Source organism: Cellvibrio sp. QJXJ (genome assembly GCF_024452345.1).
GTDB lineage: Bacteria > Pseudomonadota > Gammaproteobacteria > Pseudomonadales > Cellvibrionaceae > Cellvibrio.
In genome coordinates this window covers 40,783-66,000 of sequence record NZ_CP101663.1, presented here as the reverse complement: position 1 = coordinate 66,000, position 25,218 = coordinate 40,783, and the positions used below count along the sequence as shown (strand labels likewise).

Below are 25,218 nucleotides of genomic sequence, written 5' to 3'. Positions count from 1 at the left end.
ACAAAGGTAGGAAAGTCTACAATATTTTATCGATGGTGTACAGCGGCCAGAATGATCCATGATCGTGGCGGTAACATTACCAGCTTTGGTATTTGGGTTTGGCCCGATACATTGATTCTGCCCCGAATGTTGACCGAATCATTCAGCATCCATCAGGGTTGCCATCTTCTCCATTAAGATAATTGACGCATTATTGCTGAGCTGCTGGCCTTCCTCGATATACTCCCAGACGGTGGCATCGCTCTTCCAGCCGCCTTGTTTCTTGATCAACTCAAAATCCACTCGCTCACGCGCTGCCGATGTGGATAACCCTCTACGGAAACTGTGGCTACTGAGTTCAGGCACAAAATCAAACTCACAGGCTTGCCCCAGCGTTTTGAGCAAAGCATTGACCGCACCTGGAGCCAGCGCTTTTTCCTGAATGTGATCCCAGCGGTTGGTGGGACGAAACACCGGACCACTGGTGATGCCCGCTGCATCTAACCAAGTTTTCACGGCGGTAGCCGGACAACAAGCGGCCTTTCCGTAAGGTAAAGCTCGCATTAAACCCATGCCTTGCTGGTCGGTCTTGGAGCGCGGCAACCGGATGAGCAGCCCCTCCGGCTCCCAAACCAGATCATTGACCTGAAGAGCAACCAGCTCACTGCGACGCAAGGCGCCGAAGAACCCGGTGAGTACCAAGGCAATATCCCGGTATTTCTTTTTGTTGTCCGGTAAGTGCCGCAAGTAATTTACTAGTTGGGCGATGTGCTCCAAGCGCAACGCCTTGGCCTTGCGCTTGGGCTGTCCATGGGTGCGGCGAATGCCCTCCATGGTTTTACATACCAGCGGATCACGAACCGGGTCAGTCAACCCTTGGTAGTGGTGCCATTGGCTAACGGCCGTGAGGTGAAGGGCGAGAGTCCGGCTATTCAGCACATCGGCCTTGGCCACCAGGTAACGCACCAGGGTATCCCGATCCGTGGGCAACCGCCCGCCCCATTTTTCGAACTGCCGAATCGCTGAACGGTAGGCTGTTCGCGTGTTATTGGAGGTCGCCGCTTGCAGATAGTGGCGCAGTGAGTCGGATTCTGCCAGCGACGGCAAAACTGATTGCTCACTACGCAATGGCGAATCCGATGTGAGTTTGGGTGTGTAGTTATCCATGGTTATCCCTTTTCTGTGGGTCGCTGGAAGGCACCAATGTACTGGTGTTACAAACATCAATTTTTCATTTCTCACTCATAACCCACGATAACATTCATTATCGAAGGTTATGTTTAGCAATTCAAGTTGTATCAAAATAGACAAATATAATGTAATATTATGTAATACGTATTACGTTACTAAATAATCTAAGAGGAACTACAATGGCCCGTGCAGGAGTGACTTACTATGATGTTACTAAAGCCGCAGAAACCATCAAAGCCGGGGATCAAGAGCCCACGGTTGATCGGGTGCGCGAGCAACTGGGTACGGGGAGCAGAAGCACCATCGCTCCGTTATTGAAGCGCTGGCGGTCAGACAACGACGGTGATGCCGAGGTCAGTGGACTGCCACATGACTTGGTGGACGTAGTGAAATCCCTGCACGAACGGGTGCAACAAATGGCCGACCAACGCATCGAGCAGGCCCGGCAGGAATTTGAAACGTTGAATGACGAACGTCAGGAGCGACTAACCGAAGCAAACAGCACCCTAGTGCAGCTGTCTTCGCGGCAGCAGGACATGGAAAAGCAGATAGAACTGCTTAACGAAGAAAAACGTCAGCAAAGTCAGTCTCTGGAAGATACCCGAGTCAACCTTGCCAAGACGGAATCCCAGCGGGATGAAGCGATCACACGATTCACTGAATTGAAAGAAACCGTCACTGAGCTTAGGCAGGAAAACCGGGACATTCGCGATCATTTTGAGCACTACCAACAGCGCACCGCCGAAGACCGTCAACAGGAACGCGATCAATTCCGAGCGACCAACCAGCAGTTGCACGATCAAGTCCACAACCTCCAGGGCCAGCTCACTCAAGCTGCGTCAAGAGAATCCGGACTGTCTGATGCAAACGCGAAGCTCCAAAGAGCAGTAGATGAACTTGAGCAGACTAACGCTTCCCTAAGCAGTGAAGTAAGCCGAAAAATTGAGGATATTCAAAGCCTGACACGTAATGCTGAAGAAGCCTCGAAAGGGATGCGAGAATACCAACATAAAAATGACGAGCTAACTGAAAAAGTGGCAGTGATTACGAGCATGAAAGCAGAAGCGGAGAAAAACGTGGCCGTATTATCGCAAGCGTTGGAAGATGCCAATACCAGACTCAAAGCCTCCCAAGATAAAGTGGAGCTTCTGTCCGACGAGAACAAGGTGATTCTTCTGGAAAAAGCCGTGATTCAAGGGCAGTTTAAACAGCTCCAAAGTTCTTTGCCGTAGGCAGGGGTCGGTCACCTAAATAATGAAGTATATCAATAAGTTATCTGCGAAGTGGCTAAATTCAACGCTTTTACCGGCCGGACCTCGATGAAGTAATAATGCCTTCCTGATAAGTTGCACTAATTATATCGAATGGCTTCTGTTTGCTGCATGACAGGCTAATGACATCTTTGTCATTTAAATCTTTATTCTCAGTACTGGGTTTCCGGAATCATTTTCTCCAGTCTGGGCACGGATAGGATAAAACGAGTTGAACGTACGTCCGATTCCACCTGCACTCTTCCGTGATGTGCTTCCACGATGGACTTCACAATCGCAAGGCCGATGCCGCTGCCTTCTCCTTTTCGTTGTCTGGACGGATCTACCCGATAAAAACGGTCAAACAGCCTTGATAAATGCTCTTCAGGGATTGGTTTCCCCGGATTTTCAATCACAAGGTCAAAAAAGCTCTCCTGCTCTCTTATTGAGACGGTGATTGCCTGTCCCTCCGGGGTATAACGCAGGGCATTGGATAACAGATTATTGATCGCCCTTCTGAACATTTGTGGATCTCCCTCAACCAGGCAGGGCATCCCGTTAAATTTGAGCGTGATATTGCGTTCTTCGGCCCAGGCTTCGAAAAACTCGAAGACTTTCATGACTTCTGCTCTGAGGTCAAAACGGACCCTGTCAGGTATAAGCTGGTTATTGTCCGCCTGTGCCAGAAACAGCATGTCGCTGACCATTTTGGTCATCCGGTTATACTCTTCAAGACTGGAGTAGAGGACATCCTCAAGTTCCTTCTGGGTTCGATCCTGACTCAGTGCGATTTCAGTCTGCGTCACCAGATTGGTGATGGGCGTTCTGATCTCATGCGCGATATCGGCAGAGAAATTGGCCTGGCGGGTAAAGACGTCCTCAATCTTTCCAATCATATGATTGAACGAGATAACCAGTTGCTCCAGCTCAATGGGAACGCGTGTCGGTTCCAGCCGCGCATCAAGATTCTCGGAGGTGATGTTTTTAATGGCATTGCTGACATTACGAAGGGGCAGGTGCCCCTGACGGACAGCGATGCGAATGATCAGAACAATCAGCAGGCTTATCACGACGGCGATCGCAATCAGATTTTTTTTCAGCGCATCGAGGTAATGGAGATGGAAATTAATGGAGAGGCCAGTCAGCATGACATAATTCTGCTGTTTGCCCTGAAATATCGCCTGGCCAGAGGAGGCGATAATCCGGTATGTTTCCATCTTCATTTCAGACCCGGTATCCATCGGTCTCGCAGGATCCTCCACCGTCCAGAGAAAGACATCCCGTGCGCGGCTGTGCTCGCTAAAATCTGCGGAATTCACGGCCGGGTGTAGTGCCGCCCCCTGCGCTGAACTAAAGAGCACTTCCCCCCTGGGATTGAGGAGCAAAAGGGCAACGTTGCGGTAGCTGGCAATCGACTCCTTTATTTTGCTTACTTTTTTTTCATCCGGATCCACCGGGGACTGCAGTATACGGTTCAGGGTAGTGCTGATTTGTTGAAGATCGCTGACATCCTGCTCGGCAAAATGATTTTCAACAGAATGCAGCATAAACCAGGTGAAGGCGATAAAAGCCAGTATCGTGGACAGGCTGATAAAAAAGGTCAGCCGCAGGGCGAGTGAGAAAGGGCGCCTGGAAGGTTTGCTATGCATCCGGGGCCTCCAGCATATAGCCCACGCCCCGGACAGTCTGGATCAGCTTTGTCCCGTAATCGTTGTCTATTTTAGCGCGGAGTCGCTTTACGGCGACATCAATCGCGTTAGTGTCGCTGTCAAAATTCATGTCCCAGACCTGAGAGGCAATCAGGGAGCGGGGAAGAACCTCGCCCTGATGGCGAATGAAAAATTCCAGCAGGCTGAACTCTTTACTGGTGAGCACAATGCGGTTTCCGGCGCGACTGACTTTTCTGGATACGAGATCCATCGAGAGATCAGCCACCCTAAACTGGCTTTCCGTGATCATCGTGTTTCCCCGCCTCAGAAGGGTTCTCACCCGGGCCAGCAGTTCGGCAAACGTAAAGGGTTTAACCAGATAATCGTCCGCACCCAGTTCCAGTCCTTTGACCCTGTGTTCGATCGTGCCGAGGGCCGTCAGTAGTAAGACCGGCATACCCTTTCCGGCAGTGCGCAGCATGCGGATGATATCCCAGCCGTTCACATCAGGCAGCATGATGTCCAGAATGACTAAATCATACTCGGCTGTCATGGCGAGATGATATCCGGTAAGACCATTATCAGCGTGATCCACTACGAACCCTGCCTCTGTAAGCCCTTTGCTGAGATATTCACCTGTTTTAATTTCGTCTTCGACGATCAATATTTTCATCTTGCTCCCCGTCTGGCTGCTAATGTCATTCTATTGCGCACACGATCGTAATCAACGAATTACCGTAAAAATGACAACATTGTCATTATTCTGTCACCCGACAAACAGAGTGCATTCTGTAAAGTAACCCTGGTAATACTCTGAACTTCATTTGAACCATTTACCAGGTCTGCCTGGACGAGAAGCAATATGTTCAAATTAAAACTACTCAGCATCAGCACAATCTTCATTCTGGCTGGTTGTGTCTCTCTGGCGCCTGAATATCAGCGTCCGGCAGCACCGGTACCCCAACAGTTTTCACTATCCCGTAACAGCCTGACGCCAGCGGTGAATGGCTATCAGGATACGGGCTGGCGTAACTTTTTTGTCGATCCCCAGGTCACCCGGCTGATTACTGAAGCCCTGACTAATAACCGTGATTTGAGAATGGCTGCACTGAAGGTTGAAGAGGCCCGGGCCCAGTTCAACGTCACGGATGCAGATCGTTATCCCCAGCTGAATGCCTCATCCGGGATCACATACAGCGGTGGTCTGAAAGGTGACAAGCCGACCACACAGGAGTACGACGCAGGTCTGGAGTTCAGTTATGAGCTCGATTTTTTCGGCAAACTTAAGAACATGAGTGATGCTGATCGCCAGAACTACTTTGCCAGCGAAGAAGCCCGTCGGGCCGTACACATCCTGCTGGTATCCAACGTTTCACAAAGCTATTTCAGCCAGCAACTGGCGTACGAACAACTTCGTATTGCGCGGGAAACGCTGAAAAATTATCAACAGTCCTATGCTTTCGTTGAGCAGCAGCTCGTGACCGGGAGTACGAACGTTCTGGCACTTGAACAGGCGCGAGGACAAATCGAAAGTACCCGCGCCGAAATAGCCAAACGAGAAGGCGATCTGGCTCAGGCAAACAATGCCCTGCAACTGGTGCTGGGAACGTACCGCGCACTTCCGTCAGAAAAAGGGATGAAAGGCGGGGAGATAGCCCCAGTAAAATTGCCACCAAATCTGTCTTCACAAATTTTGCTGCAGCGACCGGATATTATGGAAGCGGAATATCAGCTGAAAGCGGCTGATGCCAATATTGGCGCAGCGCGAGCGGCCTTTTTCCCCTCAATTACCCTGACCAGTGGTCTCTCCGCAAGCAGTACGGAGCTGTCCAGCCTGTTTACGTCAGGAAGTGGAATGTGGAATTTTATCCCTAAAATTGAAATTCCTATATTTAATGCTGGCAGGAATAAAGCCAATCTGAAACTGGCTGAAATTCGCCAGCAACAGTCGGTGGTTAATTACGAACAAAAAATTCAGTCAGCCTTTAAGGATGTTTCCGACACGCTTGCCCTGCGCGATAGTCTTAGCCAGCAACTCGAGGCACAGCAGCGTTATCTTGATTCACTTCAGATAACTCTCCAGCGTGCCAGAGGATTATATTCCAGTGGTGCTGTCAGTTACATTGAAGTGCTGGATGCAGAGCGTTCTCTCTTCGCTACGCAGCAAACCATTCTCGATCTTACCTATTCCCGGCAGGTTAACGAAATTAATCTGTTCACCGCGCTGGGTGGCGGTTGGATAGAGTGAATTATATTCAACATATCAGGAAATTAAAAATGCGTAACTCACTTAAAGCCGTTTTATTTAGTGCCTTCTCTGTCATGTTTTCTGCCGGTCTTCATGCTGAAACACATCAGCATGGCGATATGAATGCTGCCAGTGATGCTTCGGTACAGCAGGTTATCAAGGGCACCGGTGTCGTTAAAGACATTGATATGAATAGTAAAAAAATCACCATTTCGCACGAAGCAATCCCTGCGGTGGGCTGGCCTGCAATGACCATGCGCTTCACTTTTGTTAATGCAGACGACGCTATCAATGCCCTGAAAACCGGCAACCATGTCGATTTCTCGTTTATTCAGCAGGGCAATATCTCCTTACTCAAAAGCATTAACGTTACGCAATCCTGATTGGCTGTCCGGAGCGATTACATCCTGTGCGCCTGTACATTCACATAGGTATATGTGTGAGTTAACCGTCAGGCACATATGCCAGGTGTTTTGATTTTTTAGCGGAGAATTGTATGGCTTCTTTAAAGATAAAATATGCTGCAATAATTATCAGCAGCCTCATAGCAGGGGGGCTGATATCGGTTACTGCCTGGCAGTATGTAAACTCAGCACAAAAGACAGAAAAAACAGAACAAAAGGCACCGGAACGAAAGGTGCTTTTCTGGTATGACCCAATGAAACCGGATACCAAATTTGATAAACCCGGAAAATCGCCCTTTATGGATATGGACCTGGTGCCAAAATATGCTGATGAAAGTGGCGAGAAAAGCGGTGGCGGGATCCGTATTGATCCAACGCAGGTTCAGAACCTGGGATTAAAAACGCAAAAAGTCACGCGCGGAATGCTGAATTATTCTCAGACGATCCCGGCTAATGTCAGTTATAACGAGTATCAGTTTGCCATTGTGCAGGCGCGTTCTGACGGGTTTGTCGAAAAAGTCTACCCCCTGACGATTGGCGATCATGTGAAGAAAGGAACACCGCTTATCGATATCACCATTCCTGAATGGGTCGAGGCGCAAAGTGAGTTCCTGCTGTTATCCGGTACAGGCGGTACGCCAACCCAGATAAAAGGGGTGCTGGAGCGACTTCGTCTGGCTGGTATGCCGGAAGAGGATATTCAAAGGCTGCGTTCAACCCGCACAATCCAGACCCGTTTTACCATTAAAGCACCTATTGATGGTGTCATTACTGCATTTGACCTGCGCACCGGCATGAATATTTCGAAAGATAAGGTGGTGGCTCAGATTCAGGGGATGGACCCAGTCTGGATCAGCGCTGCAGTGCCGGAATCTATCGCCTATCTGCTGAAAGATACGTCGCAGTTTGAAATTTCGGTACCGGCTTATCCGGATAAAACATTCCATGTCGAAAAATGGAACATTCTTCCCAGCGTGGATCAGACAACCCGTACGCTTCAGGTCCGTCTCCAGGTATCTAATAAGGATGAGTTTCTCAAGCCGGGCATGAATGCCTATCTGAAACTGAATACCCAAAGCCAGGAGATGCTGCTGATACCAAGCCAGGCCGTTATCGATACCGGCAAAGAACAGCGCGTGATTACTGTTGATGATGAAGGCCAGTTTGTGCCGAAACAGATCCACGTTCTGCATGAATCACAGCAACAGTCCGGCATTGGCTCCGGCCTGAATGAAGGTGATACCGTGGTGGTCAGTGGCCTGTTCCTCATTGACTCCGAAGCCAATATTACGGGCGCGCTGGAACGTATGCGCCACCCTGAAAAAACAGAAAACAGTATGCCAGCAAAGTCTGAGCAGCCTGTAAATATGCATTCAGGGCACTGAGGAGACGACGATGATTGAATGGATTATCCGGCGCTCTGTCGCCAACCGTTTCCTGGTCATGATGGGCACACTGTTTCTCAGCATCTGGGGCACATGGACGATAATTAACACGCCGGTCGATGCGCTGCCTGACCTGTCAGATGTGCAGGTCATTATTAAAACCAGCTATCCCGGACAGGCCCCGCAGATTGTAGAAAACCAGGTCACCTATCCACTTACCACCACCATGTTGTCCGTACCTGGCGCAAAAACCGTGCGTGGTTTCTCACAGTTCGGGGATTCGTATGTGTATGTCATTTTTGAAGACGGGACCGATCTGTACTGGGCCCGTTCGCGCGTGCTGGAATACCTGAATCAGGTTCAGGGCAAACTGCCTGCGGGTGTGAGCTCTGAAATCGGTCCGGACGCCACGGGAGTGGGCTGGATATTTGAATATGCCCTGGTCGATCGCAGCGGAAAACACGACCTTTCAGAACTGCGTTCTTTGCAGGACTGGTTCCTGAAATTTGAACTGAAAACCATCCCGAACGTGGCGGAAGTAGCTTCGGTTGGCGGCGTGGTGAAACAGTATCAGATCCAGGTCAATCCGGAGAAATTGTCCCAGTACGGTGTCAGCCTGCCTGAAGTGAAACAGGCTCTTGAATCGTCTAACCAGGAGGCCGGTGGTTCATCCGTTGAAATGGCCGAAGCGGAGTATATGGTCCGGGCCAGCGGATATCTTCAGACCATTGATGATTTCAATAACATTGTCCTGAAAACCGGCGAGAACGGTGTACCGGTTTATCTGCGGGATGTTGCCCGCGTGCAGACCGGGCCTGAAATGCGGCGAGGTATTGCCGAACTGAACGGCCAGGGGGAAGTCGCCGGCGGCGTGGTGATCCTGCGGTCGGGTAAGAATGCGCGCGACGTTATCACGGCAGTGAGGGATAAACTGGACACGCTGAAGGCCAGCCTGCCGGAAGGTGTTGAAATTGTGACCACCTACGATCGCAGCCAGTTAATCGATCGGGCCATTGATAACCTCAGCTACAAACTCCTGGAAGAGTTTATCGTGGTGGCCATCGTCTGTGCCCTGTTCCTGTGGCACGTACGTTCTGCCCTGGTGGCAATTATTTCTCTGCCGCTAGGCCTGTGTATCGCCTTTATCGTCATGCACTTCCAGGGACTGAACGCCAATATTATGTCGCTGGGAGGGATTGCGATTGCCGTCGGAGCGATGGTGGATGCCGCCATTGTGATGATTGAAAATGCGCACAAACGGCTTGAGGAATGGGATCATCAGCATCCGGGTGAGCAGATTGACAACGCCACCCGCTGGAAGGTGATTACCGACGCCTCCGTGGAAGTGGGACCCGCACTGTTTATCAGCCTGCTGATCATCACACTGTCCTTTATTCCTATCTTTACCCTGGAAGGTCAGGAAGGACGTCTGTTTGGACCGCTGGCATTCACGAAAACGTACTCCATGGCGGGCGCGGCCGCGCTGGCCATCATCGTCATTCCGATTCTGATGGGATTCTTGATCCGGGGGAAAATTCCTGCCGAGACCAGTAACCCCCTGAACCGGATGCTGATAAAAGCGTATCATCCATTACTATTGCGGGTCCTCCACTGGCCAAAAACAACCCTGCTGGTTGCGGCCTTGTCTATCTTCACGGTTATCTGGCCACTGAGCCAGGTGGGCGGTGAGTTTCTGCCGAAGATCAACGAAGGTGACCTGCTTTATATGCCGTCAACGTTGCCAGGTGTCTCTCCGGCAGAAGCAGCGGCGCTCCTGCAGACCACGGATAAGTTAATCAAAACCGTTCCTGAAGTGGCCTCTGTATTTGGCAAGACCGGTAAGGCAGAGACCGCAACGGATTCCGCGCCACTCGAAATGGTGGAAACCACCATTCAGCTGAAACCTGAGGATCAGTGGCGGCCAGGCATGACGATTGACAAGATTATCGATGAACTTGATAAGACCGTCCGTCTGCCTGGTCTGGCAAACCTCTGGGTGCCGCCAATCCGTAACCGTATTGATATGCTCTCAACCGGGATCAAAAGCCCGATAGGTATCAAAGTGTCCGGAACGGTTCTGTCCGATATCGATGCGACGGCGCAGAGTATCGAAGCAGTAGCCAAAACGGTACCGGGCGTGGTGTCTGCCCTGGCTGAGCGACTTGAGGGTGGGCGCTACATCGATATCGATATCAATCGGGAAAAAGCCTCCCGCTACGGAATGACGGTGGGCGATGTGCAGCTGTTCATCTCATCAGCCATCGGCGGCGCGACGGTAGGGGAAACGGTTGAAGGCGTGGCCCGGTACCCGATTAATATCCGCTATCCGCAGGATTACCGGAACAGTCCACAGGCGCTGAAACAGATGCCGATCCTGACCCCGATGAAGCAGCAGATCACACTGGGCGATGTTGCGGATATTAAGGTCGTTTCAGGGCCGACTATGCTGAAAACGGAAAATGCCCGTCCAGCCAGCTGGATTTACATTGACGCGCGCGGCAGGGATATGGTGTCGGTGGTTAATGACATTAAAACGGCGATCAGTCAGAAAGTGAAACTGAGACCGGGTACCAGCGTGTCATTCTCCGGACAGTTTGAACTGCTTGAGCATGCCAACAAGAAACTGAAGCTGATGGTGCCGATGACGGTGATGATCATCTTCATTCTGTTGTATCTGGCATTCCGCCGGGCTGATGAGGCCTTACTTATTCTGATGAGCCTGCCGTTTGCGCTGGTAGGCGGGATATGGTTCCTGTACTGGCAGGGCTTCCATATGTCAGTGGCGACCGGCACCGGGTTTATCGCCCTGGCCGGGGTGGCAGCAGAGTTTGGCGTGGTCATGCTGATGTATCTGCGTCATGCCATTGAAGCGCACCCGGAATTGTCCCGTAAAGAGACATTCACACCGGAAGGTCTTGATGAAGCCCTCTATCATGGTGCCGTATTGCGTGTCCGGCCGAAAGCCATGACCGTGGCGGTGATCATTGCGGGCCTGCTGCCCATACTCTGGGGAACCGGCGCAGGTTCAGAGGTCATGAGCCGTATTGCGGCCCCCATGATTGGCGGGATGATCACGGCTCCGCTGCTGTCCCTGTTCATTATTCCTGCCGCCTACAAACTCATCTGGCTGCGCAGACATAAAAAGAGCGTGTCATAACCCTGAAAGGGCACCCCTGTGGGTGTCCTTTTGCATAAATTCACCCTGGCATCAGGGTTTATATCGATAACATACAGAGGTGAGTATGAAAAAAATGATTCTAATGATCCTGGCTCTCGGCATTTCACTGCCCGTGATGGCGAGTGAAAAAGTCATTGATATGTACAAATCTGAAAACTGTGGCTGTTGTTCCCTGTGGGGCAAGGCGATGGAAAAAGCCGGGTTTGAAGTGCGAACTCACGTCATGAATGATCAGGCGCTGTCAGCCCTGAAAGAAAAGCATGCTGTTCCTGCAGGACTACGAAGTTGTCATACCGGTGTGAATTGGACGAGAAGCTTCGGCAATACCGCCGATTTTGTAAGAGACCATGGCGAATCAACCAGTGATACCCAATGGGTAGCTGGCGTTCGCGCCTGGTTTTAAATAGCTGTTTATCCAACGTTAACTAACGAGGACTTAATGATGAAAAAAATACTGATGAATGCTGCTCTGATCTTATCCAGCACACTGCTGATCGCTCCAGCGTTTGCGCATGACCCGGCAGAACACGCCAAAACGGCAGAAGCACCGGATTGTGAAGCCATGAAGAAAATGGATCATTCCAAAATGGATATGAACGATCCGGTCATGCAAGCGCTGATGAAAAAATGCAGCGCTGCACACAGCGAGCATGGTGATCAACACCAGGGAATGGACCATGGTAAGACAACTACCACCAGTAAAGCGGCATCCAGTACAAACCACGAAGGTCATGGCGGCCATTAACAAATTGATGGGAGTGCGACGGTCGTCGCCCTCCCATCTCTATGAGGAGAAGACTGTATGACGTTGATCAAAGTGATACTGCTAACAGCCGTTATTATGCTGCTCGCAGGGCTGGGTTTTATTTATTCAGGCGTTTACCCAATGGGGGCCGATGTTCCGCATAACCAACTGACTTATCGAGCATTGGAAACCTTACGGGAACAATCGATTGCGCGCGCTGCCGCCGATATTCGAGTACCGGATCTTTCGGATGCGGAATTACTCTTAACGGGTGGACCTGACTACAACGACATGTGCGCGCAATGCCATCTGAAACCAGGCGTGAAGCGTAGTGATATGAGTATCGGGCTTTATCCCAGCCCACCTAATTTGTCTCTAGCGCTGGATGATCACGAGCACACCCATGCAGGTGATAACACAGCCAGTACGAAGCGCCAATTCTGGATCATCAAGCACGGTATCAAAGCTAGTGGTATGCCCGCCTGGGGGCCGACCCATGATGACCAACGGATTTGGGCCATGGTGGCGTTTATCCAGAAATTGCCGACCTTGACTCCAGAGCAATACCAGATCCTGACCGCACGCGAGCCAGCTGAAACCAGCCACCACTAAGCGCCCGATAAATAGGGATCGGTTTGATACATCTCAAACAGGCACTATCAGTGACCCCTATGATTACTGAATAACTCAACTGCCAAGAGGTTTACTGATGGAACACACACACGCACATTCTCACCATGAACAAAAGGCGAACCTTACAACATTGAAAGATCCGGTTTGCGGTATGGCGGTCACCCCTGCATCGCCCCATCACATTGAGCATCTGGCGAAAATCTATCATTTCTGTAGCGCGAGCTGTCAGGCAAAGTTCAAAGCTGATCCCGGCAAGTATCTGATGACACCAAGTAACGGTAATGTTGGCGATACAGCACCGGCAATATCTGGGTCGGGAGCCGTTTATACCTGCCCAATGCACCCCGAGATTCGTCAAGATCATCCCGGCAGTTGCCCAAAGTGTGGAATGGCTCTGGAGCCACTAATTCCCGAATTAGAAGAGGAGGAAAATCCTGAGTTGCGGGATTTCCAACACCGGTTTTGGTGGACGTTGCCGCTGACACTAGCGGTTACCGTGCTGGCCATGTTTGGTCATCAGCTTCATCTATTTTCTGTGTCTACCCAAACCTGGATCGAATTAATCCTGACGTTACCTATTGTCCTATGGGCTGGCGCGCCTTTTTTTGTACGCGGCTGGCAGTCAATTATCAATCGCAGTCCCAACATGTGGACCTTAATTAGCTTGGGTACAGGTGCTGCGTTTGTTTACAGCCTGGTGGCGACATTGGCTCCCAGTGTATTCCCGGATTCCTTCGTATCCATGGGACGAGTTTCCGTTTATTTCGAGGCAGCAGCGGTCATTATTTCATTGACGCTGCTAGGGCAACTGTTGGAATTAAAAGCGCGCTCGCAGACCTCAGCGGCGATCAAATCCTTGCTGGGGCTAGCACCAAAAACAGCGCGACGTATTCGCGACGATAACACTGAGGAGGATGTGCCACTCACGCATGTCCATGTCGGTGACAAGTTGCGTGTTCGCCCCGGCGAAAAAGTACCCGTGGATGGTGTCGTTGTGGAAGGCAGCAGCGCTGTGGATGAATCCATGCTGACCGGCGAGCCGCTGCCAGTGATGAAACGCACGGGTGATAAAGTGATTGGCGCAACACTGAATACCAATGGTGCACTCACCATTGAATCTGAGCGCGTAGGGTCGGCTACCATGTTGGCGCAGATTGTTCAGATGGTGGCGCAAGCGCAGCGCTCCAAAGCGCCGATGCAACGCATGGCGGATTCGGTCGCCGGTTATTTTGTCGTTGCGGTGGTCGCGATTGCCGTGCTGACCTTTTTTGCCTGGGGTCTGTTCGGCCCTGAGCCGCGTTGGGTATTCGGATTAATTAATGCGGTAGCAGTACTGATTATTGCTTGCCCTTGCGCGCTAGGACTGGCTACACCTATGTCAATCATGGTGGCCACCGGGCGTGGTGCCACCCAGGGTGTGCTGTTTCGGGACGCTGCCGCCATCGAGAATTTCCGCAAGATAGATACACTCATTATCGATAAGACGGGAACCTTGACTGAAGGTCGGCCTGCGTTTGATCGTGCGGTATCTACTCAGGGATTTAGTGAAGAGGATGTGTTGCGCCTTGCCGCAAGCCTTGATCAAGGAAGCGAACATCCGCTGGCCGATGCCATTGTCCGAGCCGCACGTGAGCGCAATCTCTCATTGGAAAAAGTTGAACAATTTGAGTCAGGTTCCGGCATCGGTGTGTACGGAACAGTTTCGGGGCGCAAGCTGGCGCTGGGAAACACGGTGCTGATGGAGCAACAGGGTGTAGTTGTCGCACCGCTGGTGCCCGAAGCCGAAACCTTACGCAGTGAAGGTGCCAGTGTTATGTACCTGGCAGTGGATGGGCAGCTCGCGGGTCTGCTTGCGGTGTCTGACCCCGTCAAGGCCAGTACACCGGAAGCCTTGGCAACGCTAAAAGCCGCTGGTTTGCGCATTATTATGGCGACGGGTGATGGCCTTACAACAGCCAAAGCCGTGGCGGCGCGCCTGGGTATCGATGAAGTCTACGGTGAAGTGAAACCAGAGGATAAATTGCGTTTGGTTGAACGCTTGCAAGCCGAGGGCAAGGTTGTTGCCATGGCGGGCGATGGAATCAATGATGCACCCGCCTTGGCTAAAGCCGATGTGGGTATTGCCATGGGCACGGGTACTGACGTAGCGATGAACAGCGCACAAGTTACTTTGGTGAAAGGTGATCTACGCGGTATTGCGGTCGCGCGCTTTTTATCGGAGGCGACCGTGACCAATATGAAACAGAACCTGATGTTTGCATTCTTGTACAATGGTCTGGGAATTCCGATTGCTGCCGGAATACTTTTTCCCTGGACGGGCTGGCTGCTGTCGCCAATGATTGCAGCACTGGCAATGAGCCTCAGTTCTGCATCGGTGATTGGAAATGCCCTGCGGTTGAAACGGGAAAAAATCTCTATCAAAGATTAATAGGCTTGCGCGCGTGAATTCTGAGAGCTTACGCACCCTTAATCTTGGGTGACGTATTTTTCTATCGCCTGCATTGAGCTATGCTGACACTATGCGCCGCTGTTCATTGTTATTTATCTTACTTCTGAGTTTCATGATGCCCCTGCAAGTCGCGGCAGAAATTCTGCTGTCCGCTTCGCCGTGCCCTGAAGAAATGACAATGGTGATGGATGAATCCGGTGGTAGTGAAGCCATGCCTTGTTGTCCTGATGTGGATGACAGCGACACTCTAAATCCCTGTAAAACTGCCAAATCCTGTCACCTCTGCAAAACACCCGTACAGGTAAACCTCTATACCTCCGCGTCGTTTTTCTCTCTTTCAAGCTTGTCAGCACACTCAAAAACTCGTCCATTGAATATTGCTGTTTTCAATCCCGCCAGTATCTGGCGACCTCCAAACGCCTCCTGAGTTAATACGATTACACCTCGCTTGAACCGGTATTGATGCCGGGTGTTTAGGCGGGACGTTTTTTTATCGTTTCTCAGGAATCATCTGAATGAATAATCTCTCTATACGCCTGCTTGCAGCCGTTGGGTTAAGCACGTTAGTACTTGGCATTGCGATAGGTGTTGGTTGGCAGCACTTGCATAAATTCACCTCTACAGCGCCGCCTCAAAATAATGCTATTGAAGAGGCCAAACAGGAACCGAAGGTTCTTTATTGGTATGACCCTATGGTGCCCGACCAGCATTTTGATAAACCGGGTCCTTCACCCTTCATGGATATGGAACTGGTGCCTAAGTACGCGGAACCGGTGCAGGCTGCAGAACCATTCAATAAGGCCGAGCCCAAAATTCTCTACTGGTACGATCCGATGGTACCCGACCAGCACTTTGACAAGCCGGGTCCGTCACCTTTTATGGATATGGAATTGGTACCCAAATACGCGGAAGTCGATGTAGATGCTCCCGCATTAACGGTTGACGCAGGGTTGGTGCAAAGCCTCGGTATGCGCAAAGCCAAGGTGCAGCGTCTTCCAATAGCCAACGAGCTGGAAGTAGTCGGGCAACTCCAATTTAACGAGCGCAACCAAGTAATACTGCAATTGCGCGCGGCGGGTTTTGTGGAAAAAGCTTGGCCGCTAGCGGTGGGTGACCAGGTCAGCGCCGGTCAGCCGATTGCCGAATTCCAGATACCCGAATGGCTGGATGCCCAAAATGAGCTGCTTTCCCAACCGGTTAGACAGAGCCCTCGTTTATTGGCCACATTGCGCGCACGCCTGCAATTACTCGGAATGCCCGATGCCCTCATTGCCAAGGTGGAAAAAACCCGCCAACCGGAGACCCGTGTAACCATCACGTCGCCCATCTCGGGCGTGGTGGATATGCTGGATGTTAAAACTGGTATGGCGCTGGCCAGCGGCGATACGGTGGCGATGGTTAATAACCTGGACAATCTGTGGCTGGATGCCGCGATTCCCGAAGCACAAACCACGGGGTTGCAACCGGGCGCCAAGGCGGTGTTCCATTCAGCTAGCCCCGGTGATCCAGTCCTAACCGGCACGCTGGAGTACCTGTTGCCCTCGATCAATGCCAGCTCACGCACGCTGACCGCCCGCATCTTGCTTGATAACCCCGAAGGACGCCTGAAACCCGGCACCAGTGGACGCGTACTCTTAAAATCATCCACAGAAGAAAAAGGAGTGTTTGTGCCCACTGAGGCAGTCATCCGCACCGGCAAACGGGTGCTGGTGATGCTAGCTGAACCCGACGGCACGTTCATGCCCATGAATGTGGTCACAGGTCATGAACAAGGCTCACACACACGCATTCTGCAAGGATTAGATGAGGGTCAAGAGGTAGTTGCCAGCGGGCAGTTTCTACTGGATTCCGAAGCCTCCTTTTTAGGGATAGCACCAAAAACAGCGGAGGGACACGACCATGATTAGCCGTTTGATTTATTGGTCTGTCGCCAACCGGATCTTGGTACTTCTGGCGTTACTGCTATTGACCGGCTGGGGCATTTGGGCCGTCAAAACCACACCGATTGATGCCTTACCCGACCTCTCGGATGCGCAAGTCATTATTCGCACCAGCTTTCCGGGACAAGCGCCGGAGCTAGTAGAGAATCAGGTGACTTATCCCCTCGCTAGCAAAATGCTCTCGGTACCCGGCGCTGAAACCGTGCGCGGTTATTCGATGTACGGGGATAGTTTTGTGTATGTCTTATTTGAAGATGGCACCGATCTTTACTGGGCCCGCTCCCGTGTTCTGGAGTCCTTGAGCCAAATGCAGGCGCAGCTACCGGCGAGTGTCACACCGGCTTTAGGGCCAGATGCCACCGGTGTTGGCTGGATATTTCAATACGCCTTGGTCGATAAAACGGGCCAACACGATATTGCCCAATTGCGAGCATTGCAGGATTGGTTCCTGCGTTTTGAACTGGCGCCTTTACCGGATGTGGCCGAAGTCGCCGCTATCGGCGGTATGGTCAAGCAATACCAAGTGGTGCTCGACCCGATCCGGCTTGCAGCCCATAACCTGTCCCATGAGGCGGTGATTACCGCTGTGCAGCAGGCCAATCAGGAAACCGGGGGCGGCGTTCTTGAACTGGGTGAAGCCGAACTGATGGTTCGTGCTAGCGGTTATTTGCGCACTCTTAATGACTTCAAATCCATACCGCTGAAGTTGGTGGATAACATTCCCATTACGCTGGCCGATGTTGCCCACATCCAGCTCGGGCCGGAAATGCGCCGGGGTATTGCGGAACTGGATGGTGAAGGCGAAGTCACTGGCGGTGTTGTGGTGATGCGCTCGGGCGGAAATGCCCGCGCCACTATCGCGGCGGTTAAGGAAAAATTGGCGCAACTTCAAAGCGGTTTGCCAGACGGAGTCGAGATCATCGCCACCTATGACCGCAGTCTTCTGATCGACCGCGCCGTCGCCAACCTGACCTATAAACTGCTTGAAGAATTTCTGGTGGTTGCACTTGTCTGTGCCCTATTTCTCTGGCATTGGCGCTCTGCGTTGGTCGCGATTGTCGCTCTGCCACTTGGGGTGTTGATCGCTTTCGTTGTTATGCGCCATCAAGGTATCAATGCCAACATCATGTCGCTCGGCGGTATTGCGATTGCCATAGGGGCGATGGTGGATGCGGCCATCGTTATGATTGAAAACGCCCACAAACATGTGGAGCGATGGCAGCAACAACATCCCGAGCAAGAACTCATCGGTGAGAAACGCTGGCAAGTATTGACCCAAGCCGCCGCCGAGGTGGGACCCGCGCTGTTTTTCTCGCTGCTCATTGTCACCCTCTCGTTTGTTCCGGTATTTACGCTGGAAGCACAGGAGGGTCGGCTCTTTGGCCCACTCGCCTTCACCAAAACCTATGCGATGGCAGCAGCGGCTGGCCTGTCGGTGACGCTGATTCCGGTGCTCATGGGCTACTGGATTCGTGGCCGGATTCCGGAGGAACATCAAAATCCCATCAATCGCTGGCTAATCCGGGGTTATCGCCCGCTGTTAACCGGGGTATTGTGCCACCCGAAAACGACGCTGGGTTTTGCGCTGCTTGTATTACTGAGCACCGCCTGGCCACTGAGCCAGCTAGGCAGTGAATTCCTGCCGCCGCTGGACGAAGGGGATTTACTGTACATGCCCAGTGCCTTGCCGGGGTTAAGTGCCCAACAGGCCAGCCGCTTGCTGCAACAAACAGATCGGCTGATTAAAACTGTCCCGGAAGTGGAGCGTGTGTTTGGTAAGGCTGGCCGCAGCGACAGCGCCACCGATCCTGCCCCCTTGGAGATGTTTGAAACCACCATCCAGTTTAAGCCGCGCGATCAGTGGCGCCCCGGTATGACTCCGGAAAAACTCATGGCTGAACTGGATGCACGGGTCAAAATACCGGGGCTATCCAATATCTGGATTCCGCCCATCCGCAACCGTATCGATATGCTGGCCACCGGGATCAAAAGCCCCATCGGCGTCAAGGTTGCAGGCCAGAACCTGGCCGATATTGACCAGGTCGCCCAACAGGTTGCGCAGGTTGCCAAAACCGTCTCCGGTATCTCCTCGGCAGTTGCCGAGCGCTTGGGTGGTGGGCGTTATCTTGATATCCAGTTCGACCGCGCGTCACTCGCGCGTTATGGTCTGAGCATCACTCAGGCGCAATCGGTAGTGAGCAGTCTGATCGGCGGCGACAATATTGGCGAAGTCGTAGATGGTCGCGCACGTTTTCCTATCAACCTGCGTTATCCGCGCGATTGGCGTGACAGCATTGGCAAGCTGCAAAAACTGCCCATCATTACTCCACTCGGCAGCCAAATCACGCTGGGTACGATTGCCACCATCAAGGTCACCGATGGCCCCAGTATGCTCAAAAGCGAAAATGCCCGTCCTACCAGTGTGGTTTACATTGATGTGCGCGACCGCGACTTGGGTTCGACGGTGAGGGATCTACAACAAACCATTAACCAACAGGTGACTTTACTACCGGGCACCAGCATCAGCTACGCAGGCCAGTTTGAATTTATGGAACGCGCCAATGCCCGCCTGCAATGGATTGTCCCCGCAACTCTCGTTATCGTTCTGGTGCTGTTATTCCTGACCTTTTCCCGCCTGGATGAAGCCTTGTTAATCATGGGCACTTTACCTTTCGCATTAACCGGAGGTATTTGGCTGTTATATCTAATGGACTACGAGCTATCAGTTGCGACAGCCGTCGGATTTATTGCACTGGCCGGGGTATCCGCCGAATTCGGGGTGATTATGTTGCTCTACCTGAAACAGGCGTGGCAGCGGCGCATCGAATTGGGCACAACAACACAGCAGGATTTGCTTGATGCCATCCAGGAAGGTGCGGTATTGCGAATACGCCCGAAGATGATGACGGTGACGGTAATTGTTGCGGGACTAATGCCGATATTTTTAGGCAGCGGTACGGGTTCGGAAATTATGAGTCGAATTGCAGCGCCGATGGTGGGCGGCATGTTAACGGCGCCCTTGTTATCTCTGTTTGTCTTGCCAGTGGGCTATCAGTTGATGCGGGTCCGGAAACCAGGGAAGATGACCTGATAGATTCTAGACTTCAATTTCCTGAATTACCGCCGGATGCTTACCCTGTGTTGGAAGCGTATATTCGGTGGCTCAAGAAACATTTCACCAAACTTAATGTGCTGGAGAATAAGGACCCCTCATGAAAAAACAATTATTTAACGGCTACACCGCAGCGCTGATGGGCTCGCTACTAATGGCATCCGTATTTTCTACATTCACCCATGCAGAAATTGCATTGGGGGAAGCACAGGCACCAGTAACAGTTATTGAGTACGGCTCACTTACTTGCGATTACTGTGTTCGTTTCCATCGAGAGGTGTTGCCATCCGTTAGAGCCCAACATATCGACAATGGGCAGGTTCGATTTATCTTTCGCCATTATCCAACGAGCGCGGCTGCTATGCGCGGAGCCGTTGCAGCGAGTTGCGCGGGGGACCACTCTTACCAAATGCTCGATCAACTGTTCACATCGATTAAAAGCTGGGCGCAAGCGGAGGAACTGGATAATGCTCTTATCGAGCAGGCTTCAGCAATCGGGCTTAATCGAACGACTTTTCGTGCGTGCCTAAACGATCCGCAGTCTGAACGCTCAGTGGTTCATGAGCAACAGCAGGCATTTGCCGAATTGGGCGTGCGAGGTACGCCGACATTCATTATCAACGGCCTTATGGTGACAGGCATCAAAAACAGCGCCCAATTTGAATTGTTGATACAAAAGGCTCTGAAAGGCGCTACGTCCTCTACAACCCGTGCCGATATTTCCAATACGCACCAGGAGTAAGTCCAAATGTGGAAACGAGGATTCACCCTATAAAATGAGGCCGATACGCTGGATTTCCTGCTCTGGTTATAGTCACTGCCATAACAGGCCTGGCAGCGGCGCATTGAGGCAAATACAACAACAAAGAGGATTTGCTTGATGCCATCCAGGAAGGTGCTGTCTTGCGGATACGTCCCAAAATGATGACGGTGACAGTGATTGTTGCCGGCTTGTTGCCGATACTTTTAGGCAGCAGTACGGGTTCGGAAATCACAAGCCGATTGCAGCACCAATGGTGGGGGCATGTTAACGGCGCCCTTATTGTCGCTCTTTGTGCTGCCGTAACGTTTAGGCTATTGCGCAACTCAACCGTTGATGGCGATAGCGTCGGGACAATTCGGGCGAATCAGATCGGTGTGGAATGACGGTGTAGGCTCATCATACTCATGCGTCATTCGTATAGTTAATGTAACTCAGCACACTGATTATTTTCTATGTGTTCCAGCGCACAGCTAAATGCGTTGTTCGGGCGTATTCCTGTCCTCCTGTTGAAAAACAGCATCACCTAGCCGATTAGACAGGAGCAATGTTATGAACCATATGACAACGGACTCAACGTGTATCGATAACTGTTCAAACTGCCATAAAACCTGCTTGCAAACCGCCATGACGCACTGTTTAAACATGGGAGGAAAACATCTGGAACCGGAGCATTTCCGCTTGATGTTGGACTGCGCCAAAATCTGCGAAACCTCGGTCTGTTTCCAATTAAGTGGTTCGAAATACAGTGGAGATATTTGCAAGGTGTGTGCAGAAATATGCACCGCGTGTGCCGATAGCTGCGAGGAAGTCGGCGGAATGGACGAGTGCGTTTCTGCCTGCCGAACCTGTGCTGAGAGTTGTACCGCAATGGCCTCTCACACGCATTGATATCTGACTGCGAAACCCTGACTTTTCCCCCAACTACCGAGGTTTATCATGTATTCACTTCAACTTAAGAAATTTGCTCGCGGCACCGCATCAAGCTTGGTGCTCACAGGACTTATCGTAACCGCGTTATCAACGTCATTGACGGCTAACGCCGATACAATGTCTTCAGAGGCCAAGACCATGTCAATGGATCACATGGACATGGATCATAAACAGATGAAAATGACTGGAGATCAAGATTATGATTTCGCCATGATGATGCGCATGCATCATGTACAAGGTGTAAAAATGGCTCAGAAAGAAATCGAAAAAGGCAAAGATCCTGACATGCGTGCCGCTGCTAAAAAAATAGTGGAAGCGCAGAAAAAAGAAATTGCCGAGTTCGACAAATGGCTTGCGGCGCATTCCCCGAAATCAAAATAAATCAGCTGCTGACCCAGCCAATAGGTGCACTCTACGCGCCTGGGCTCGGGAAGTGCTCCGGCTCCGCGCAGGTGTGACAGCGCCCCCGGGGCGCTGCTCATCCGGTGACCCGGTTCCCCTTAAAGAACCGGACCTGGAAAATCCTCCAGCCATCTCAACATAAAACGGCGTGTTTACTCCTCAACAACACTCACTTCGTAATCCAGTGCCTTAACGGCGTTCACTAACTCCTCTGTCGATTTACTACTCGCGATGCTTACTTTCCGTGCGGGTAAATCGATGGTCAATTGCGCATCGGGATCCAGCGTCTTCACCGCATGGGTGATGTGTCTGGCGCAGCTGCCGCAGCTCATGCTGTTTACGAACAAAGTTGTCATAGTCTTACTCCACAGCAGTTAACAGGATCTCCAGTCTCACGCTTCCTACCGTCGTAAGGTCAAGCATTTATTTCCTTTCTCAAAAAAATAGCGCAAGCGCTTGACCTTACCACGAGGGTAAGGTCGACACTGGATGCATCCCATTTACGAGGAAGAACTCATGAACCCGTCAACTAACCCATCTGCGTCGTTTGATCTGCTTATCAAGGGGATGACCTGTGCGTCCTGTACCGGACGTGTTGAAAAAGCCTTGAGTGGTGTGCCCGGGGTAAGCGGCGTGAGCGTCAATCTCGCGACTGAAAAAGCCCATGTCGTTGCCGACAAGGGCATTCACGTAAACGATTTGATAGCGGCCGTGGAAAAAGCGGGCTACGCCTTGGCCACTGCGGAGGTCACGCTGGCTATCGGGGGCATGACCTGCGCGTCGTGCGTCGGTCGCGTTGAGAAAGCACTGAAGGCTGTACCCGGGGTCACTGCGGTATCAGTAAATCTTGCGACGGAGAAAGCCCATATCAATACCCTGACGGGAATCGCGACCAGTATCTTGATTGCCGCCGTTCAGAAGGCTGGCTATGAAGCCAGTACCGGTACAATTTTATCCGCACCCGCACTGTCTCACCCCACGGGGTGGTGGCAAAATCGCGATAGTCGGCATTTAGTCATCGCGGCATTATTGTCGATGCCGCTGGTACTTCCCATGATTGTGGCACTGGCGGGTATCCATTTGGCAATCCCGGGTTGGATCCAGTGGGCATTGGCAACACCGGTTCAGTTCTGGCTGGGTGCACGCTTCTATCGAGCCGGATGGAAAGCACTAAAAGCCGGTGCAGGCAATATGGATTTGCTGGTGGCACTGGGAACCAGTGCCGGATACGGATTGAGCGTTTATCAATTATTTTCGCCCCATGCAGGTCACGGTGGCAGCCACTTTTATTTTGAGGCCTCGGCGGTCGTGATTACGCTGGTGTTACTGGGGAAATGGCTTGAGAGCCGTGCCAAGCATCAAACCGCAACGGCGATTCGCGCGTTGCAAGCCCTGCAACCGGCAACGGCCTGGGTACGCAGGGGTGAGCGGGATATCGAAACGCCTATTGAGCAGGTGAAGCCCGGAGACCACGTAGTCGTAAAACCCGGTGAACGGGTACCGGTAGACGGGGTTATTTTGGAGGGGCAAAGTCACATGGATGAATCCATGATCACCGGCGAGAGCCTGCCGGTGACTAAACAGGTATCGGACACCGTGACCAGCGGGGCGATCAATGCTGAAGGATTAGTTTTGATCAATACACAGGCGGTGGGCGCAGAAACCACCTTGGCTAACATTATTCGACTGGTTGAAAACGCACAGGCTGCCAAGGCGCCAATCCAGCGGTTAGTCGATAAAGTCAGCGCCGTCTTTGTTCCTGTTGTGATTGGTATAGCGTTTTTCACGATGGTCGGCTGGTGGTTGCACAGCGGCGATGTCCAGCAAGCGATCATCAACGCCGTGGCGGTCCTTGTTATTGCCTGTCCCTGTGCGCTTGGCCTTGCCACACCTACTGCTATTATTGCGGGCACGGGTGTAGCGGCGCAGCACGGCATTTTGATTAAGGATGCCGAAGCGCTGGAAATCGCCCATCGGGTTAGCACGGTGGTGTTCGACAAAACCGGTACCTTAACCTTGGGCAAGCCACGCCTTATTGCATATGAAGCCGTTGATGATAACCACCATGCATTACTGCGCCTATCAGCGGCGCTCCAGCGCGGTAGTGACCACCCGTTGGCGCAAGCAGCCACTACCGCTGCCTGGGAGCAACAGTTGGACGTACCGACGGTTGCTAATCACACAGCACTTGCCGGACGTGGCGTTGCCGCGTTTGTTGACGGGGCGTTACTAAATCTTGGCAATACTCGCTTGATGAATGAACTAGCGGTAGATCTGTCACCTTTGAAAGCCCGGGCAGATTTACTCGAAGCCGATGGTAATACCATTTCCTGGCTGGCACGTGTTGGCGACACCAGTCAACTCATCGGTTTATTGGCATTCGGTGATCAAATCAAACCGGAGGCACAGTCGGCGATAGCCAACCTTACCCATCTGGGCATTAATGCCGTCATGATTACGGGCGATAACCAAGGCAGCGCCAAAGCGGTCGCAACGGCATTGGGCATTCGGGATTACTTCGCGAATGTATTACCCGCCGATAAGGCAGCGGCTGTAAGTCGGTTGAAACAACGGGATGCCGTGGTGGCAATGGTCGGAGACGGGATCAATGATGCGCCCGCGTTGGCGGCGGCGGATGTCGGAATCGCCATGGCCAGTGGTTCTGATGTGGCCATGCATACGGCCGGTATTACCCTGATGCAAAGTAATCCGGAGCGTGTAGTCGATGCTATCGATATTTCGCGTCGCACCTACGCGAAAATTCGGCAGAACCTGTTTTGGGCATTTATTTACAATCTGGTAGGAATTCCGCTGGCGGCGCTGGGCTTGTTAAGTCCGGTCATCGCCGGTGCAGCCATGGCGTTTAGCAGTGTCAGTGTTGTCAGTAACGCGCTGTTGTTGAAGCGCTGGAAACCCGGTTCAACTGTAAAAAAACCAGCATCCACCACGCTGAGGTAGCG

Annotated in this window: 19 protein-coding genes and 2 pseudogenes; 17 read left to right on the top strand and 4 right to left on the bottom strand. The window is 51.9% G+C overall.

Annotated elements, in window-relative coordinates; genetic code table 11:
* Positions 1–138: 138 nt before the first annotated feature.
* Positions 139–1,146 (bottom strand): site-specific integrase, encoded by a 1,008-nt coding sequence (locus tag NNX04_RS21170; protein ID WP_011711679.1) that lies wholly within the window; start codon positions 1,144–1,146, stop codon positions 139–141.
* A 203-nt stretch (positions 1,147–1,349) separates the two neighbouring features.
* Between NNX04_RS21170 and NNX04_RS21165 the strand changes: the two genes are divergently transcribed.
* Positions 1,350–2,402: a DNA-binding protein gene (locus NNX04_RS21165; protein ID WP_261947586.1), complete on the top strand. Its 1,053-nt coding sequence runs from the start codon at positions 1,350–1,352 to the stop codon at positions 2,400–2,402.
* Positions 2,403–2,593: 191 nt separating this feature from the next.
* On the opposite strand, the gene silS is transcribed toward NNX04_RS21165, so the two are convergent.
* Entirely contained in the window at positions 2,594–4,069 is a 1,476-nt protein-coding gene (silS, locus tag NNX04_RS21160; protein WP_248441415.1) for a Cu(+)/Ag(+) sensor histidine kinase, read from the bottom strand.
* Entirely contained in the window at positions 4,062–4,742 is a 681-nt protein-coding gene (gene silR, locus NNX04_RS21155) for a copper/silver response regulator transcription factor SilR (protein ID WP_261948462.1), read from the bottom strand. The genes silS and silR overlap by 8 nt, the downstream gene beginning before the upstream one ends.
* Before the next feature lie 189 nt (positions 4,743–4,931).
* On the opposite strand from silR, the gene silC reads away from it, so the two are divergent.
* From silC to NNX04_RS21075, 15 genes and pseudogenes are all read left to right on the top strand, one after another.
* Positions 4,932–6,317, top strand: a complete 1,386-nt coding sequence (silC, locus tag NNX04_RS21150; protein ID WP_261948461.1) for a Cu(+)/Ag(+) efflux RND transporter outer membrane channel SilC — start codon at positions 4,932–4,934, stop codon at positions 6,315–6,317.
* A gap of 29 nt (positions 6,318–6,346) precedes the next feature.
* On the top strand, positions 6,347–6,700 hold the full coding sequence (gene cusF / locus NNX04_RS21145; protein WP_032716633.1) for a cation efflux system protein CusF: 354 nt from the start codon (positions 6,347–6,349) through the stop codon (positions 6,698–6,700).
* A 113-nt stretch (positions 6,701–6,813) separates the two neighbouring features.
* Positions 6,814–8,106, top strand: a complete 1,293-nt coding sequence (silB, locus tag NNX04_RS21140) for a Cu(+)/Ag(+) efflux RND transporter periplasmic adaptor subunit SilB (protein ID WP_261948460.1) — start codon at positions 6,814–6,816, stop codon at positions 8,104–8,106.
* Between the two features lie 10 nt (positions 8,107–8,116).
* Entirely contained in the window at positions 8,117–11,263 is a 3,147-nt protein-coding gene (gene silA, locus NNX04_RS21135) for a Cu(+)/Ag(+) efflux RND transporter permease subunit SilA (protein WP_261948459.1), read from the top strand.
* An 85-nt stretch (positions 11,264–11,348) separates the two neighbouring features.
* Positions 11,349–11,585: pseudogene (locus NNX04_RS21130) on the top strand (hypothetical protein); the annotation flags it as partial.
* Positions 11,583–11,687, top strand: coding sequence for a copper resistance protein B (locus tag NNX04_RS21125; protein ID WP_261948551.1), 105 nt, complete (start codon positions 11,583–11,585; stop codon positions 11,685–11,687). The pseudogene NNX04_RS21130 and the gene NNX04_RS21125, both read left to right, overlap by 3 nt.
* Positions 11,688–11,723: 36 nt before the next feature.
* Positions 11,724–12,029: a hypothetical protein gene (locus NNX04_RS21120; RefSeq protein ID WP_012487445.1), complete on the top strand. Its 306-nt coding sequence runs from the start codon at positions 11,724–11,726 to the stop codon at positions 12,027–12,029.
* Positions 12,030–12,086: 57 nt separating this feature from the next.
* A complete protein-coding gene (locus tag NNX04_RS21115; RefSeq protein ID WP_261948458.1) occupies positions 12,087–12,641 on the top strand; it encodes a c-type cytochrome in 555 nt (184 codons plus the stop codon).
* A gap of 97 nt (positions 12,642–12,738) precedes the next feature.
* Positions 12,739–15,090, top strand: a complete 2,352-nt coding sequence (locus tag NNX04_RS21110; protein ID WP_261948457.1) for a heavy metal translocating P-type ATPase — start codon at positions 12,739–12,741, stop codon at positions 15,088–15,090.
* Positions 15,091–15,223: 133 nt separating this feature from the next.
* The gene (locus tag NNX04_RS21105; protein ID WP_261948456.1) at positions 15,224–15,538 is read left to right on the top strand and encodes a hypothetical protein; all 315 of its coding nucleotides are present in this window, start codon (positions 15,224–15,226) and stop codon (positions 15,536–15,538) included.
* Positions 15,539–15,626: 88 nt separating this feature from the next.
* The gene (locus NNX04_RS21100; protein ID WP_261948455.1) at positions 15,627–17,018 is read left to right on the top strand and encodes an efflux RND transporter periplasmic adaptor subunit; all 1,392 of its coding nucleotides are present in this window, start codon (positions 15,627–15,629) and stop codon (positions 17,016–17,018) included.
* Positions 17,011–20,142: an efflux RND transporter permease subunit gene (locus tag NNX04_RS21095; RefSeq protein ID WP_261948454.1), complete on the top strand. Its 3,132-nt coding sequence runs from the start codon at positions 17,011–17,013 to the stop codon at positions 20,140–20,142. The genes NNX04_RS21100 and NNX04_RS21095 overlap by 8 nt, the downstream gene beginning before the upstream one ends.
* A gap of 121 nt (positions 20,143–20,263) precedes the next feature.
* Positions 20,264–20,905 carry a DsbA family protein gene (locus NNX04_RS21090; RefSeq protein ID WP_261948453.1) on the top strand — a complete coding sequence of 214 codons (642 nt, stop codon included), beginning with the start codon at positions 20,264–20,266 and terminating at the stop codon, positions 20,903–20,905.
* Positions 20,906–21,030: 125 nt separating this feature from the next.
* Positions 21,031–21,309 (top strand): annotated as a pseudogene (locus NNX04_RS21085) (efflux RND transporter permease subunit); the annotation flags it as partial.
* A gap of 553 nt (positions 21,310–21,862) precedes the next feature.
* Positions 21,863–22,237, top strand: a complete 375-nt coding sequence (locus NNX04_RS21075; RefSeq protein WP_261948450.1) for a DUF305 domain-containing protein — start codon at positions 21,863–21,865, stop codon at positions 22,235–22,237.
* A gap of 173 nt (positions 22,238–22,410) precedes the next feature.
* Here NNX04_RS21075 and NNX04_RS21070 read toward each other — a convergent pair whose 3' ends face one another.
* Positions 22,411–22,614, bottom strand: a complete 204-nt coding sequence (locus NNX04_RS21070; RefSeq protein WP_261948449.1) for a heavy-metal-associated domain-containing protein — start codon at positions 22,612–22,614, stop codon at positions 22,411–22,413.
* A 160-nt stretch (positions 22,615–22,774) separates the two neighbouring features.
* Between NNX04_RS21070 and NNX04_RS21065 the strand changes: the two genes are divergently transcribed.
* Positions 22,775–25,216 (top strand): heavy metal translocating P-type ATPase, encoded by a 2,442-nt coding sequence (locus NNX04_RS21065; protein WP_261948448.1) that lies wholly within the window; start codon positions 22,775–22,777, stop codon positions 25,214–25,216.
* Positions 25,217–25,218: the final 2 nt, after the last annotated feature.

Coding starts and splice junctions, on each gene's coding strand:
- NNX04_RS21170 (WP_011711679.1), bottom strand. CDS start 1,146: ATGGATAACTACACACCCAAACTCACATCGGATTCGCCATTGCGTAGT.
- NNX04_RS21165 (WP_261947586.1), top strand. CDS start 1,350: ATGGCCCGTGCAGGAGTGACTTACTATGATGTTACTAAAGCCGCAGAA.
- silS (WP_248441415.1), bottom strand. CDS start 4,069: ATGCATAGCAAACCTTCCAGGCGCCCTTTCTCACTCGCCCTGCGGCTG.
- silR (WP_261948462.1), bottom strand. CDS start 4,742: ATGAAAATATTGATCGTCGAAGACGAAATTAAAACAGGTGAATATCTC.
- silC (WP_261948461.1), top strand. CDS start 4,932: ATGTTCAAATTAAAACTACTCAGCATCAGCACAATCTTCATTCTGGCT.
- cusF (WP_032716633.1), top strand. CDS start 6,347: ATGCGTAACTCACTTAAAGCCGTTTTATTTAGTGCCTTCTCTGTCATG.
- silB (WP_261948460.1), top strand. CDS start 6,814: ATGGCTTCTTTAAAGATAAAATATGCTGCAATAATTATCAGCAGCCTC.
- silA (WP_261948459.1), top strand. CDS start 8,117: ATGATTGAATGGATTATCCGGCGCTCTGTCGCCAACCGTTTCCTGGTC.
- NNX04_RS21120 (WP_012487445.1), top strand. CDS start 11,724: ATGATGAAAAAAATACTGATGAATGCTGCTCTGATCTTATCCAGCACA.
- NNX04_RS21115 (WP_261948458.1), top strand. CDS start 12,087: ATGACGTTGATCAAAGTGATACTGCTAACAGCCGTTATTATGCTGCTC.
- NNX04_RS21110 (WP_261948457.1), top strand. CDS start 12,739: ATGGAACACACACACGCACATTCTCACCATGAACAAAAGGCGAACCTT.
- NNX04_RS21105 (WP_261948456.1), top strand. CDS start 15,224: ATGATGCCCCTGCAAGTCGCGGCAGAAATTCTGCTGTCCGCTTCGCCG.
- NNX04_RS21100 (WP_261948455.1), top strand. CDS start 15,627: ATGAATAATCTCTCTATACGCCTGCTTGCAGCCGTTGGGTTAAGCACG.
- NNX04_RS21095 (WP_261948454.1), top strand. CDS start 17,011: ATGATTAGCCGTTTGATTTATTGGTCTGTCGCCAACCGGATCTTGGTA.
- NNX04_RS21090 (WP_261948453.1), top strand. CDS start 20,264: ATGAAAAAACAATTATTTAACGGCTACACCGCAGCGCTGATGGGCTCG.
- NNX04_RS21075 (WP_261948450.1), top strand. CDS start 21,863: ATGTATTCACTTCAACTTAAGAAATTTGCTCGCGGCACCGCATCAAGC.
- NNX04_RS21070 (WP_261948449.1), bottom strand. CDS start 22,614: ATGACAACTTTGTTCGTAAACAGCATGAGCTGCGGCAGCTGCGCCAGA.
- NNX04_RS21065 (WP_261948448.1), top strand. CDS start 22,775: ATGAACCCGTCAACTAACCCATCTGCGTCGTTTGATCTGCTTATCAAG.